At 71.5% G+C, this 14,127-nt stretch carries 13 protein-coding genes; 11 read left to right on the top strand and 2 right to left on the bottom strand.

What is annotated here, in order from left to right; all coding sequences use genetic code 11:
• Nucleotides 1-37 precede the first annotated feature (37 nt).
• Entirely contained in the window at nucleotides 38-787 is a 750-nt protein-coding gene (locus tag ACFWU9_RS10095; RefSeq protein ID WP_384316224.1) for an SseB family protein, read from the top strand.
• Here the strand turns inward: ACFWU9_RS10095 and ACFWU9_RS10090 are convergent.
• Complete coding sequence (locus tag ACFWU9_RS10090; protein WP_384316222.1) at nucleotides 778-1,140, bottom strand: DUF1844 domain-containing protein; 363 nt, start codon at nucleotides 1,138-1,140, stop codon at nucleotides 778-780. The two genes, ACFWU9_RS10095 and ACFWU9_RS10090, sit on opposite strands and share 10 nt — an antisense overlap.
• Before the next feature lie 382 nt (nucleotides 1,141-1,522).
• On the opposite strand from ACFWU9_RS10090, the gene infC reads away from it, so the two are divergent.
• The 9 genes from infC (at nucleotide 1,523) to ACFWU9_RS10045 (ending at nucleotide 11,658) form a co-directional block, all read left to right on the top strand.
• Nucleotides 1,523-2,239 carry a translation initiation factor IF-3 gene (infC, locus tag ACFWU9_RS10085; RefSeq protein ID WP_384316220.1) on the top strand — a complete coding sequence of 239 codons (717 nt, stop codon included), beginning with the start codon at nucleotides 1,523-1,525 and terminating at the stop codon, nucleotides 2,237-2,239.
• Nucleotides 2,240-2,359: 120 nt separating this feature from the next.
• The gene (gene rpmI, locus ACFWU9_RS10080; protein WP_078078233.1) at nucleotides 2,360-2,554 is read left to right on the top strand and encodes a 50S ribosomal protein L35; all 195 of its coding nucleotides are present in this window, start codon (nucleotides 2,360-2,362) and stop codon (nucleotides 2,552-2,554) included.
• A gap of 98 nt (nucleotides 2,555-2,652) precedes the next feature.
• Nucleotides 2,653-3,039, top strand: coding sequence for a 50S ribosomal protein L20 (gene rplT, locus ACFWU9_RS10075; RefSeq protein WP_384316216.1), 387 nt, complete (start codon nucleotides 2,653-2,655; stop codon nucleotides 3,037-3,039).
• Nucleotides 3,040-3,190: 151 nt separating this feature from the next.
• Complete coding sequence (locus tag ACFWU9_RS10070) at nucleotides 3,191-4,030, top strand: TrmH family RNA methyltransferase (protein WP_384316214.1); 840 nt, start codon at nucleotides 3,191-3,193, stop codon at nucleotides 4,028-4,030.
• Between the two features lie 95 nt (nucleotides 4,031-4,125).
• A complete protein-coding gene (locus ACFWU9_RS10065) occupies nucleotides 4,126-5,397 on the top strand; it encodes an ATP-binding protein (protein ID WP_384316212.1) in 1,272 nt (423 codons plus the stop codon).
• A gap of 174 nt (nucleotides 5,398-5,571) precedes the next feature.
• A complete protein-coding gene (pheS, locus tag ACFWU9_RS10060; RefSeq protein WP_384316210.1) occupies nucleotides 5,572-6,702 on the top strand; it encodes a phenylalanine--tRNA ligase subunit alpha in 1,131 nt (376 codons plus the stop codon).
• Entirely contained in the window at nucleotides 6,702-9,251 is a 2,550-nt protein-coding gene (gene pheT / locus ACFWU9_RS10055; RefSeq protein ID WP_384316208.1) for a phenylalanine--tRNA ligase subunit beta, read from the top strand. The genes pheS and pheT overlap by 1 nt, the downstream gene beginning before the upstream one ends.
• Nucleotides 9,252-9,699: 448 nt before the next feature.
• Complete coding sequence (locus ACFWU9_RS10050) at nucleotides 9,700-11,037, top strand: tetratricopeptide repeat protein (protein WP_384316206.1); 1,338 nt, start codon at nucleotides 9,700-9,702, stop codon at nucleotides 11,035-11,037.
• A 51-nt stretch (nucleotides 11,038-11,088) separates the two neighbouring features.
• Nucleotides 11,089-11,658 carry an NUDIX hydrolase gene (locus ACFWU9_RS10045; protein ID WP_384316204.1) on the top strand — a complete coding sequence of 190 codons (570 nt, stop codon included), beginning with the start codon at nucleotides 11,089-11,091 and terminating at the stop codon, nucleotides 11,656-11,658.
• Nucleotides 11,659-11,777: 119 nt separating this feature from the next.
• On the opposite strand, the gene ACFWU9_RS10040 is transcribed toward ACFWU9_RS10045, so the two are convergent.
• Nucleotides 11,778-12,638, bottom strand: coding sequence for a 3-hydroxybutyryl-CoA dehydrogenase (locus ACFWU9_RS10040; RefSeq protein ID WP_384316203.1), 861 nt, complete (start codon nucleotides 12,636-12,638; stop codon nucleotides 11,778-11,780).
• A gap of 159 nt (nucleotides 12,639-12,797) precedes the next feature.
• On the opposite strand from ACFWU9_RS10040, the gene ACFWU9_RS10035 reads away from it, so the two are divergent.
• Nucleotides 12,798-14,105, top strand: coding sequence for a glycoside hydrolase family 10 protein (locus ACFWU9_RS10035; protein ID WP_384316201.1), 1,308 nt, complete (start codon nucleotides 12,798-12,800; stop codon nucleotides 14,103-14,105).
• Nucleotides 14,106-14,127: the final 22 nt, after the last annotated feature.

Genomic DNA, 14,127 nt, shown 5'->3' with positions numbered 1-14,127 from the left:
CGCCGGGCGTCGAGAGCGCGCCCACTAGGCTCGACGCGTGGCTCTCAAGAACATTCCCGATTCCGGTTTCTCCGACGACGACGGCACCGCCGACCCCGTCCTCACGGAGGCACTCGCCGCCTGGTCCGGCGACCGGACCGCGGAGCCACGCGTGCTCGCCGCCCTCAGGGGCGCCCGCCTGCTCGTCCCCGTCGTCGCCGTCCTCGGCGGGACCGAGACGGACGAGAACGGGCTGCGGCGCGAGAAGAACAGTGACATGGCCGTCCCCACCCTCCGGGCCGGCGGCCGGCGCGCGCTGCCCGCCTTCACCTCGACGGCCTCGCTGGCCCGCTGGGACCCGGCGGCGCGTCCCGTCGCCGTACCCCTGCACCAGGCGCTGAGCGCGGCCGCGCACGAGAAGGCGGACACCGTCGTCATCGACCTGGCGGGGCCCGTGCCCTACGAACTGGCCGGGCCGGCCCTGTTCGCGCTCGCCGAGGGCCGCACCAGCACCGACCCGCTCGACGATCCGGCCGTCGTCACCGCGGTCCGGGAGGTGGCCGCCGCCGAGCCCTCCGTACTGAGGGCCCATCTCGGCCCCGGCGAGGCCGACGGCACCCTCGCCCTCGTCCTGCTGCCCGGCGCCGCCCCGGCGGACGCGGTCCGCCGTGTCGCCTCCGCGCTCGCGGCGCACGACGTGCTGAGGGCCCGCCTGGTGCGCGGTCTCGACCTGGCACTGCTGCCGGCCGCCGCCTCACCTCCGGGCGAGCCCCTCTTCGTACGCGAGGTTCCGCGCGCTCAGCCGTAGACCGGTCCCGTGTACTTCTCGCCCGGGCCCTGGCCCGGCTCGTCCGGGACCAGCGACGCCTCGCGGAACGCCAGCTGGAGCGATTTGAGCCCGTCCCGCAGCGGCGCCGCGTGGAAGGAGCTGATCTCCGTCGCGCTCGCGTCCATCAGCCCCGCCAGCGCGTGCACCAGCTTGCGCGCCTCGTCCAGGTCCTTGTGCTCCCCGCCGTCCTCGGTGAGACCGAGCTTCACCGCCGCCGCGCTCATCAGATTGACGGCGACGGTCACGATCACCTCGACGGCCGGTACCTCCGCGATGTCGCGGGTCATCTCGTCGTAGCTCGCGGGCGACGGAGACTGGGGTGTGTCGGTCATCGGGGCATCATCTCTCTGGGGGTGCGGAAGGCCCTCAGCGTAGTTGACGGGGGGCGCGCGGCGCCGGGGAGCCGGTCCCCGTCCGGGCCCGCCCCGCACCGGCCGGTGAGCATTCGTGCCAAGTGCTGATATCCTGTAGTTGACCGGTCGGCCACGTGTGCCGACCCACAAGTGGAGGCTCCGTTCTCCCACCTGGCCGCCCTCACGGGTGGCGGGTCACCGGTCAGGTGGTCACCATCGTTCCGTACGGACGATGGAACCACCCGATTCGCCCCGCGGTTTCGACGCGGCGGTGTTCCGGTATTCATGGAGCTCCCGCCTGTGTCCCGTCCGGGGCATTTTTCGTTTCCCCCCACGGTTGGTCTGAGTAAACAGACGTTACGTGGCTGTCTGCCAGGCAGTCGCGTGGTGCTACCGAGGAGGATCCATCAGCGCTGAGCCCCGCATTAACGACCGGATTCGTGTTCCCGAGGTCCGCCTTGTCGGCCCCAGCGGCGAGCAGGTCGGCATCGTGCCGCTTGCGAAGGCCCTGGAGCTCGCGCAGGAGTACGACCTGGACCTGGTCGAGGTCGCGGCGACCGCCCGTCCGCCCGTGTGCAAGCTCATGGATTACGGGAAGTTCAAGTACGAGTCGGCCATGAAGGCCCGTGAGGCGCGCAAGAACCAGGCGCACACGGTCATCAAGGAGATGAAGCTCCGGCCGAAGATCGACCCGCACGACTACGACACCAAGAAGGGTCACGTCGTCCGGTTCCTCAAGCAGGGTGACAAGGTCAAGATCACGATCATGTTCCGTGGTCGTGAGCAGTCCCGCCCCGAACTGGGCTTCAGGCTGCTCCAGCGTCTCGCCTCGGATGTCGAGGAGCTCGGCTTCATCGAGTCGAACCCGAAGCAGGACGGCCGGAACATGATCATGGTTCTGGGCCCGCACAAGAAGAAGACCGAAGCCATGGCCGAGGCCCGCGAGGCCCAGGCGGCCCGCAAGGCGGAGCGCCAGGGTTACGCGTCCGACGACCACGTGGACGAGTCTCCGGACGCCGCGAAGGCCCGTGCGGAGGCCAACGCCGAGGCTCCGGCCGAGTCGTCGTCCGACGCGTGACAACAGGGGCCGCCGGCCAGGCGACCCGGAGTCCCGCCCGGATTCCATTCACAGCAATCTGACGCTCCCGCCCGCCGGTTCCCGCCGGCGGGGAGTGCCACTGATGAGGAGAACGGCGTTATGCCGAAGAACAAGACGCACAGCGGTGCGAAGAAGCGCTTTCGCGTGACCGGCTCCGGCAAGATCCTTCGCCAGCGTGCGGGCCGTCGCCACTACCTGGAGCACAAGCCGTCCACCCTGACGCGCCGTCTCGCCGGCACGGTGGAGCTGGCCCCGGGTGACGCAGCGAAGGCCAAGAAGCTTCTCGGCCTGTAGGCACGGGCCCCGCCGAGGCGCGGGGTCCGGGCCGCATACCGACCACGCCGTTCTCGGGTCACGTCAACGCCAGTGACCCAGCTACAAGGAGTTAACAAGTGGCACGCGTCAAGCGGGCAGTCAATGCCCACAAGAAGCGCCGGGCGATTCTCGAGCAGGCCAAGGGTTACCGCGGCCAGCGTTCGCGCCTGTACCGCAAGGCCAAGGAGCAGGTAACCCACTCCCTGGTCTACAACTACAACGACCGCAAGAAGCGCAAGGGCGACTTCCGTCGGCTGTGGATCCAGCGGATCAACGCCGCCGCCCGCCAGAACGGGATGACGTACAACCGCCTCATCCAGGGTCTCAACGCCGCCAACATCGAGGTGGACCGCAAGATCCTGGCCGAGCTCGCGGTCAACGACGCCCCCGCGTTCGCCGCGCTCGTCGAGGTCGCCCAGAAGGCCCTCCCGAGCGACGTCAACGCCCCGAAGGCCGCCGCCTGATCCTCGACGGATCACGGAGCAGAGCACTTCCCCGCCGGACCCGCAGGCACACCGCCTGCGGGTCCGGCGCGTTCCACCCCCGTACCCGGACCACGTACGCCCCCCGCCAGCCACGCGCGCGTACGTCCGCAACCGAAGCGAGCCGCCGCACATGGGCACCCCCGAGCTGATCTCTCCGCGTTCCCCGCGTGTCACCGCCGCCCGGCGGCTGGCCAGACGCGCCTTCCGGGGCAAGGAACGCCGGTTCATCGCCGAGGGCCCCCAGGCCGTACGTGAAGCGGCCGGGCACCGGGGGGACGACGGCGTCCCGACCCTGATCGAGCTGTTCACCACGGTCGAGGCCGCCGAGCGGTACGCCGACATCGTCGAGGCCGCCCGCGCCGCCGGGGCCCGGGTGCACCTCGCCGACCCGGCCGTCCTCGCCGACGTCTCCCAGACCGTCACCCCGCAGGGGCTGCTCGGCGTCTGCCGTTTCCTGGACTCGCCGTTCGAGGCCGTCCTGCGGGTGCGCCCCCGGCTCGTCGCCGTCCTCGCGCACGTACGCGACCCCGGCAACGCGGGCACCGTGCTGCGCTGCGCCGACGCCGCGGGCGCCGACGCCGTCGTCCTCACCGACGCGTCCGTCGACCTCTACAACCCCAAGTCGGTCCGGGCGTCGGTCGGTTCGCTCTTCCATCTGCCGGTCGCCGTCGGCGTCCCCGTCGAGGAGGCCGTGGCGGGCCTGCGGGGCGCGGGCGTACGGATTCTGGCCGCCGACGGGGCGGGCGAGGACGACCTGGACGACGAGCTCGACGCGGGGACCATGGGCGGTCCGACCGCCTGGATCTTCGGCAACGAGGCATGGGGGCTGCCGGCCGGGACGAGGGCGCTGGCGGACGCCGTCGTACGGGTCCCGATCCACGGCAGGGCCGAGAGTCTGAACCTGGCGACGGCCGCGGCCGTATGTCTCTACGCCTCGGCCCGGGCACAACGTGTCCGCACTGTGAGCTGAGGGGGTCCGCGCAGTCACCTTGAGCGATGAGAGCGAGTAGGGTGACCGGAAACTCGGGGGCCCACTGTGCTCTTCGGAAGAGGTGGGATGCGGGCATGACGGTCGGGGCGAGCGGGTCGGCCATCACACGGGGACCCGTCAGGCCTGGTCCCGGCGGCACCGGCCCCCCGGGCCTCGGCCGGGACACCGCACGGGGCGTCGGCAAGGGCGGGGCCCTCGGCCGGGAGCCCGGTGAGGACCCCGGCCACGACCTCTCCCAGGACTTCGGGATCGATCCCGACGACCTCCCCGACGGTCTCGTCGTCGCCGACGAGACGGGCCGCGTGATCTGCTTCAACGCCGCCGCCGCCCGGATCACCGCCGTCGTCGCCGCCGAGGCCGTCGGCAGCCCGCTGGAGCGGGCCCTGCCCCTCGAAGACCTCGAAGGCCGCCGCTGGTGGGCCCTCACCGATCCGTACGGCGGTCTCCTCACCCGCTACGGCCAGCCCGAGCGCAATCTGCTGCTGCCCGGCGGCCGCGAGGTCCTGGTCTCCGCCCGCTACGTCCGCGAGTACCCGCAGGGGCCCGTCCGCAGGCTCGTCGTCACCATCCGCGGCACCGAGGCCCGCCGCCGTACCGAACGCAGCCATGCCGAGCTGATCGCGACCGTCGCCCACGAGCTGCGCTCCCCGCTCACCTCGGTGAAGGGGTTCACCGCGACGCTGCTCGCCAAGTGGGAACGGTTCACCGACGACCAGAAGCGGCTGATGCTGGAGACCGTCGACGCCGACGCGAACCGTGTCACCCGGCTCATCGCCGAACTGCTCGACATCTCGCGCATCGACTCCGGACGGCTGGAGGTGCGCCGCCAGCCGGTCGACATCGCCACCGCCGTCGGCCGCCACATCCAGTCCATCACCGCCTCGGGACAGTCCCCCGAGCGGTTCCTCGTCCGTATCCAGCAGCCGCTGCCCGCGCTGTGGGCGGATCCCGACAAGATCGACCAGATACTCGGCAATCTGCTGGAAAACGCGGTGCGCCACGGCGCGGGAACCGTCACCATCGAGGTGGCACCCGCCCAGGTCAAACATGTCGAGTACGAGCACGCCGAACACGCGAACGCGGAGCACACCCACGCCGACGGCGGCGCGAAAGGAACAGCGGTCACCGTGAGCGACGAAGGCGCCGGCATCCCCGAGGAGTCGATGAGCCGCGTCTTCACCCGCTTCTGGCGGGGGAGCAAGCGCGGGGGCACGGGCCTGGGCCTCTACATCGTCAAGGGCATCGTCGAGGCCCACGGCGGGACGATCACCGTCGGCCGGGGGCCCGGCGGCGGTGCCCAGTTCCGATTTATCCTGCCCGTCGGCGCCCCGGCCTACCTGGTCTGACGCCCACGGGCCTGTTCACTCCGTACGGCCTTTAGACTCGACCCTTGGCACCTTTGCGTCCTCGGGCAAATCGAGCGGGGTCGTTTTCGCCTGGGCCCTGTCCGGTCGGTCTCCGCGGGCCGATCCGCGAAGGCCGACCGGTCGGGACCCAGCTATCCGGAAGTACGGGAAGAGATGTCGGCACCCAACAAGTCGTACGACCCAGTCGAGGTCGAGGCGCTGAAACCGGAAGAGATCGAGCGCATGCGGGACGAGGCGCTCGCCGCCTTCGCCGCCGCGGGCGACCTCGACGCGCTCGCTCACGCGAAGACGGCGCACGCCGGTGGTACCTCGCCCCTGTCGCTCGCCAACCGTGAGATCGGGGCGCTGCCCCCGCAGGCCAAGGCCGAGGCGGGCAAGCGCGTCGGCCAGGCCCGCGCCGCCGTGAACAAGGCCCTCGCCGCCCGGCAGGTGGAGCTGGAGGCCGAGCGTGACGCGCGGGTGCTGGTCGAGGAGGCGGTGGACGTCACGCTGCCGTACGACCGCGTCCCGGCCGGCGCCCGGCACCCCCTCACCACGCTGATGGAGCGCATCGCCGACATCTTCACGGCCATGGGCTACGCGGTGGCGGACGGTCCCGAGGTCGAGGCGGAGTGGTACAACTTCGACGCCCTGAACTTCGTGCCCGACCACCCGGCGCGCCAGATGCAGGACACCTTCTTCGTCCAGGACCGGGACGGCACGGCCGGCGACGAGTCCGGGGTGGTGCTGCGTACGCACACCTCGCCGGTCCAGGCCCGGGCGATGCTCGACCGCGAGCCGCCCGTCTATGTCATCTGCCCGGGGCGCGTCTACCGCACGGACGAACTGGACGCCACCCACACCCCGGTCTTCCACCAGGTCGAACTGCTCGCCGTGGACGAGGGCCTCACCATGGCCGACCTCAAGGGCACCCTCGACCACATGGTCCAGGAGCTCTTCGGCGGCGAGGGCATGAAGACCCGGCTGCGGCCGAACTTCTTCCCCTTCACCGAGCCGTCCGCCGAGATGGACATGGTCTGCTACGTCTGCCGCGGCGAGTCCGTCGGCAACCCGGACCGGCCCTGCCGCACCTGTGGCAGCGAGGGCTGGATCGAGCTGGGCGGCTGCGGCATGGTCAACCCGAAGGTGCTCGTCGCCTGCGGTGTGGACCCCGAGAAGTACAGCGGATTCGCCTTCGGGTTCGGCATCGAGCGGATGCTGATGTTCCGCCACAACGTCGAAGACATGCGAGACATGGTCGAGGGTGACGTCCGGTTCACCCGGCCGTTCGGGATGGAGATCTGATGCGCGTCCCGCTTTCCTGGCTGCGGGAGTACGTGGACCTGCCGGCCACCGAGACCGGCCGCGACGTGCAGGCCAAGCTCGTCCCCGCCGGTCTCGAGGTCGAGACGGTCGAGCAGCTCGGCGCCGGCCTCAAGGGCCCGCTCGTCGTGGGCAAGGTCCTCACCGTCGAGGAGCTGACGGAGTTCAAGAAGCCCATCCGCTTCTGCACGCTCGACGTCGGCGACGCCAACGGCACGGGCGAGCCGCAGGAAGTCATCTGCGGCGCGCGGAACTTCGCCGTCGGCGACAAGGTCGTCGTCGTCCTGCCCGGCGCCGTGCTGGCCGGCGGGTTCGAGATCTCCGCCCGTAAGACGTACGGCCGTACCTCGCACGGCATGATCTGCTCCAGCGAGGAGCTGGGCATGGGTGACGACGGCAGCGGCGGCATCGTCGTCCTGCCGCCGGAGTACGAGGTGGGCACCGACGCGATCGAGCTGCTCCAGCTCGTCGACGAGGTCCTCGACATCGCCGTCACACCCGACCGCGGCTACTGCCTGTCGATGCGCGGCATCGCCCGCGAGACCGCCATCGCGTACGGGCTGCCGCTGAGCGACCCGGCGCTGCTCGACGTACCCGCCCCGAACTCCTACGGCCACCGCGTGGAGATCGCCGACGCCGTCGGCTGCGACCACTTCACCGCCCGTACGGTCACCGGCCTCGACCCCGAGGCGCGCTCGCCGATCTGGCTCAGGCGCAGGCTCCAGAAGGCCGGGATGCGGCCGATCTCGCTGGCCGTCGACATCACCAACTACGTGATGCTGGAGATCGGCCAGCCGCTGCACGCGTACGACCGCCACCGGGTGGAGGGCGCGATCGGCGTCCGCCGTGCCGAGCAGGGTGAGGCACTGACCACGCTCGACGGTGTCAAGCGCGTCCTGGACGCGGCCGATCTCGTCATCACCGACGACCGGGGTCCCATCGGACTCGCCGGCGTGATGGGCGGCGCCGACACCGAGATCGCCGACGGCGAGATCGCGCCGAGCCCGCTCTCCTCGTCCGCTGCCGAGCGCGCGGCGCGCGGCACCACCGAGGTCGTCATCGAGGCGGCGCACTTCGACCCGATCTCGATCGCCCGCACCGCGCGCCGGCACAAGCTGGCCTCCGAGGCGTCCAAGCGCTTCGAGCGCGGTGTCGACCCGCACGCCGCGTCGGCGGCGGCGCAGCGGACCGTCGATCTGCTGGTGCTGCTCGCGGGCGGCTCGGCGGAGGCCGGGGTCACCGAGGTCGTCGCGCCGTCCGGGCCGCACACCATCACGATGGCCGCCGACCACCCCGACCGGGTGGCGGGTCTCGCGTACGGCAGGGAGACCGTCGTACGCAGGCTCCAGCAGGTCGGCTGCGACGTGCGGGGACAGGACGAGCTGATCGTCACCGTCCCGAGCTGGCGCCCCGACCTGCGCGAGATCAACGACCTCGCCGAGGAGGTCATCCGGCTGGAGGGGTACGAGAACCTGCCCTCCACGCTGCCCCGGCCGCCGGCCGGGCGCGGGCTCACCGAGACACAGCGGCTCCACCGCAGGGCCGGCCGCGCGCTGGCCGGCGCGGGCTATGTCGAGGTGCTGAACTACCCGTTCATCGGTACGGCGCAGCTCGACCAGCTCGGACTGGACGCCGACGACGACCGTCGCCGTACGGTCGACCTCGTCAACCCGCTCGTCGACACCGAGCCCGCCATGCGCACGACCCTGCTGCCGGGTCTCTTCGGCGCGCTGCGCCGTAACGACGGCCGTGGCTCGCACGATCTGGCGCTGTACGAGTCGGGCCTGGTCTTCCGGCCCACGGGCGAGGAGAAGGTACCGGCCAGACTGCCCGTCGACCGGCGCCCCACGGACGAGCAGCTCGCGTCGCTCGACGCCGCGCTGCCCCGGCAGCCGCGCCATGTGGCCGTGGTGCTCGCCGGTGCGCGCGAGCAGGGCGGCTGGTGGGGCGCGGGCCGTCCCGGCGACTGGGCCGACGCGGTCGAGGCGGCCCGTACGGTCGCGGCCGAGGCGGGCGTGGAGCTGACGGTGGAGTCCGCGCAGTACGCGCCGTGGCACCCGGGCCGCTGCGCGGCGCTGTACGCCACGGTGGACGGCGAGCGGACCCTGGTCGGCCACGCCGGTGAGGTGCACCCGCGCGTCATCAAGGCATACAACCTGCCGGAGCGCACGTGCGCCATGGAGCTCGAACTGGATCTGGTGGAGCGGGCGGGCACCGGCCCGCTGCGGGCACCGCGGATCTCGACCTTCCCGGTCGCCACGCAGGACGTGGCGCTGGTCGTCGCCGAGGACGTGCCGGCCGCCGAGGTGGAGCGGGCGCTCCGCGAGGGCGCGGGTGAACTGCTCGAATCCCTCCGACTGTTCGACGTGTTCACCGGTGAGCAGCTGGGCGAGGGGCGCAAGTCCCTGGCGTACGCGCTCCGGTTCCGCGCCGCCGACCGGACGCTGACCGTGGACGAGGCGTCCGCCGCGCGCGACACGGCGGTCGCGCTGGCCGCCGAGCGCACGGGGGCGGTGCTGCGGGGAGCGTGAGCCCGTACGGCGCCTGAACTCGTACGGCGGGTGAACCCGTACGGCTGATGGCGGCTGACCGGCCTTGACGGCTGAACGACCGAGGGGCGTGTCCGGATTCAGGTCCGGACACGCCCCGTTCTTCGGTGAGGTGGGACTCTCGCGGATACCGGCGCAGGCCGGGGGGACGAACACTGCGCCGATCCGCCTCGCAACCGCTGTCGCGGCCGGTGGGCCGTCCGCCCCGCCGCGGAGTAGGGCAGGTTGGCGGGGCGGACGACACGGGGTGGGCCGCCGAACCGCACGAGGGGGAGTGCGGCGGCCCGGCCGCTCCTTGCGAGGCGACCAGTCAACAGCCGCGGTCGCCCGGCAGGGCAGGGCGCACAACGGCCTGATCCGGGCATTAGGTTCACACCCCGTGCGATGTCCCACTCCATTACGCTGTCTGCCCTAGTCTCCGGAGGGGCAGATGCAGCCCAACACCCTGCTGGACGCCCTGATCGACGAGGCGGGCATGTCCCACGCCGGGTTCGCCGCCCGGGTCAACAAGGCCGGACAGGAGTGCGGGCTGGGCCTGCGGTACGAACACACGTCCGTGCTGCGGTGGTTGAGGGGACAGCGGCCACGTGGCCAGGTGCCCGAGCTGATCTGTCAGGTGCTGGGTGAGCGCGTCGGACGTACCCTCACGCTCGACGACATCGGCCTGGGCATGGCCCCCGGGACGCCCGGCCGCGACGCCACGCTCTCGGTCTTCGTGGAGCGGGCCACCGCGCTGTGGCGCTCCGACCAGCAGCGGCGCGGCCATGTGGTGGGCGCGCCCGCCGTGACCGGTACGCATGCCGTGATGCCGGTCTGGGAGTGGGAGAACCCGCCGAAGGACGCCGATGTCTCGCGCACCGGCCCGAGCCGCGTCGGCCCGGCCGACATCGAACTGCTGCGGACGGCCAGGGCGCACTACGAGCTGATGTACCGCAGGGCGGGCGGTCTCGCGACCCACGGGCGGATCGTGGGCTTCCTCAACTCCGAGACCGCGCCCCTGCTGCGCGGCGGCTACAGCGACGCCACGGGCCGTCAACTGCACCGTGCGACGGGCGGTCTGGTGGCGGTGGCCGGTATCTGCGCGTACGACTCCGACGCCCAGGGGCTCGCTCAGCGCTACTTCCACCAGGCGCTGCGGCTCGCGAAGGCCAGCGGGGACGCGGGCCTGGGGGCGTACGCCGTCGCGCTGCTGGTCAACCAGTCCCTGTTCATGGGGGAGTACCGGCAGGCGGTGGCCTTCGCCGAGGCGGCGCTGCGGACGGCGGGACCGGAGATCACCCCGGCGCTGGCCGCCGATCTGTACGCGATGCAGGCCAAGTCGTACGCTCTGCTCGGCGACGGGAGCGCGGCGCGGGCGTGCATCGGGCGCGCGGAGTCGGAGGCGGGCCGGATCACTCCGGGGCAGGAGCCGGAGGAGACCGGCTATGTCGAGCCGGGGCTGGTCAACGTGAAGGTGGCCGAGGCCCTGCTGAGCCTCGGCGAGCTGACGGCCGCGCGGACGCACGCCGCCGAGGCGGTGGGTGCGCCGGCGCACGACCGGGGGCGGGTGCACCGGCTCGCGATGCTCAGCCAGATCGAGTTGCGGCAGGGCGAGCCGGACCGGGCGGCCCGTACGGCGCGCGAGATGGCCGAGCGCGCCGGGGGAATGGAGTCGCTGCGGCTCAGGGACCGGATGGACCTGGTGCGGCTGGGACTGATGGAGAGCGGCTCCGCGGACGCGACGGAAGCGGCCGGATTCATCGCACGAGCCCTGCGCGTTCCCCTGTGAGGAGGCCGCTGCTGCGATATTGCCAACCCCCAACCGGAAGGTGGCATTACCGTGCAGTGGGCGAACTTAAGCGAACAGACTGTGTATGAGAATCGCTGGTTCCAGGTCAATCTGGCGGATGTCGAACTCCCCGACGGCCGGCATCTGGACCACTTCCTCATCCGGCTCCGTCCGGTGGCCGTGGCGACGGCCGTCAACGAGGCCGACGAGGTGCTGATGCTGTGGAGGCACCGCTTCATCACCGACAGCTGGGGCTGGGAACTCGCGGCGGGCGTCGTCGAGGACGGCGAGTCCGTCGAGCGGGCGGCGGCCCGGGAGATGGAGGAGGAGACGGGATGGCGGCCGGGCCCCCTCCGTCCGCTGCTCACGGTGGAGCCCTCCAACGGACTGACCGACGCCCGGCACCATCTCTACTGGTCGGACTCGGCGACGTACATCGGCCACCCCCAGGACGACTTCGAGTCCTCGCGCCGGGCGTGGGTACCGCTCACGCTCGTGCCCGACATGATCGCGCGCGGCGAGGTGCCGGCCGCCAACATGGCGGCCGGACTGCTGATGCTCCATCATCTGCGCCTCGGAGGCGGCGGCCCGCGGCCGCCGGAGGCCGGGCCCGGAGCCTGACGACCGGTTTCCGCCGCGGGTCGACCGGCGGCCGGGTCGGCCGAGGGGCAGACAGGCCGACGGCCGCAGTGGCTGACAGCCGGGTCCGCTGATGCCCGCGGGCCCGGTGGCGGGGTGGCTCAGCCGTACGGGTAGAAGCCCGAGCCCGACTTACGGCCGAGGCGCCCCGCGTCCACCATGCGCTGAAGCAGCGGGGGAGCGGCGTACAGCGGCTCCTTGTACTCGGCGTACATCGAGTCGGCGACCGACGCCACGGTGTCCAGACCGATCAGATCGGCGAGCTTGAGCGGGCCCATCGGGTGCGCGCAGCCCATCTCCATGCCGTTGTCGATGTCCTCACGGCTCGCGATGCCGGACTCGAACATCCGGATCGCCGAGAGGAGATACGGGATGAGAAGCGCGTTCACCACGAAACCGGACCGGTCCTGGGCGCGGATCGCGTGCTTGCCCAGCACGTCCTGGACGACGGACTCGGCGCGCTTGACCGTGTCGTCGGACGTCGTCAGCGCCGGGATTAGCTCGACCAGCTGCTGGACCGGCGCCGGGTTGAAGAAGTGTATGCCGATCACCTGGTCGGGACGCGACGTCGCGACGGCCAGCTTGACCAGCGGTATGGAGGAGGTGTTGGAGGCCAGGATCGCGTCCGTGCGCGTCACGACCTGGTCCAGGACCTGGAAGATCTCGGTCTTGACCTGCTCGTTCTCGACGACCGCCTCGATCACCAGATCGCGGTCGGCGAACGCGCCGAGATCCGTGGTGAAGCTGAGCCTGCCGAGCGTCGCGTCGCGCTCCTCCTCGCTGATCTTGCCGCGCTCGGCGGCCTTCGAGAGGGAGTTGTGGAGGCGGGTACGCCCTATCTCCAGCGCCTCGCCGGTGGTCTCGGCGACCATCACCCCGAGCCCGCTGCGGGCGCACACCTCCGCGATGCCTGCGCCCATCTGGCCGCAGCCCACCACTCCGACGCGTTCGATGTCGGTCACACCGTGCCCTTTCGCTGGTCCCTGTCCTGCCGGGCCCCGTGTGATTCCGGTGCCCGCCCCGGCCCCCGACGTTACTCCGCGCAGGTGTGTGCAGGGCGGGCCGGGGCGGGCATGCTGTGCGGCAACGTCCGACCGAGACAACCGACGAGGGGTCAGTAGATGCGGCAAATCGGCAGAAGAGGCTTTGTGACGGCGACGGCCGGCGCGCTCACGTCGCTGGCGGTGGCGGGCGACGCGGTCGCCGCGGCAGGGCCGACCGGAGCGGCGAGCCGCGGAACGGGAGCGGCGGCGGGCGCGGAGGGCGCCGCCGTACCCGATGGCCGGCACAGCACGCGCACGGAATTCCGTGGGATGTGGCTCGCCACGGTCGTCAACCGCGACTGGCCGTCGAAGCCCGGCCTCCCGGCGGCCGAGCAGCGCGCCGAACTCCTGAGGTTCCTGGACACCGCCGTCGACCGGAAGCTGAACGCCGTCGTCTTCCAGGTACGGCCGACCGCCGACGCCCTGTGGCCGTCGCCGTTCGAGCCGTGGGCCGAGTGTCTGACCGGCGTACAGGGCAAGGACCCGGGCTGGGACCCGCTGGGTACGGCCGTGAAGGAGGCCCACAAGCGCGGCCTGGAACTGCACGCCTGGTTCAACCCGTACCGCGTGGCCAACCACACTGACCCGTCCCGGCTCATCCCGAGCCACCCGGCCCGCAAGCACCCGGAGTGGATCCTTCCGTACGGCGGGAAGCTCTACTACAACCCGGGCATCCCGGAGGTCAGGAAGTTCGTCCAGGACGCGATGCTCGACGCCGTACGGCGCTACGACATCGACGCCGTGCACTGGGACGACTACTTCTATCCGTACCCGGTCGCGGGACAGGTCTTCGAGGACGACGCCCAGTACGCGAAGTACGGCGCCGCCTTCCCGGACAAGGCCTCCTGGCGGCGCGACAACACGGACCGGCTGGTGCGCGAGACGGCGGCCCGGATCAAGAAGATCAAGAAGGACGTCGCCTTCGGTATCAGCCCGTTCGGGGTGTGGCGCAACATCGCCACCGACCCGACCGGCTCCGACACCAGGGCCGGTGTGCAGACGTACGACGACCTGTACGCCGACACCCGGAAGTGGGTCAAGGAGGGCTGGATCGACTACATCACCCCCCAGGTCTACTGGAACATCGGCTTCGCCGCGGCCGACTACGCGAAGCTCGTGCCCTGGTGGAGCGAGGTGGTCAGGGGCACGGGCGTCGACCTCTACATCGGCGAGGCCCTCTACAAGGCGGGCGACCCCGCCCAGCCCGCGCCGTGGCAGGACGTGGCGGAGGTCTCCCGCCATCTGACGTTCGCGAAGCAGTACCGCGAGGTCCGGGGACACTGCTACTTCTCCGCGCTGGAGTGCGTCAACGACAAGAACGGCGCGTTCGCGAGGGCGGTGGCCGACCACTACACGTCACGGGTGCGCCCGCCGCGGCAGGGCTGACGGGCGAACACCGGACCGTCGG

This window comes from Streptomyces sp. NPDC058653, assembly GCF_042716895.1.
GTDB lineage: Bacteria > Actinomycetota > Actinomycetes > Streptomycetales > Streptomycetaceae > Streptomyces.
Note: the sequence above shows the minus strand (reverse complement) of the source record. Positions and strands in the feature narration are given on the sequence as shown.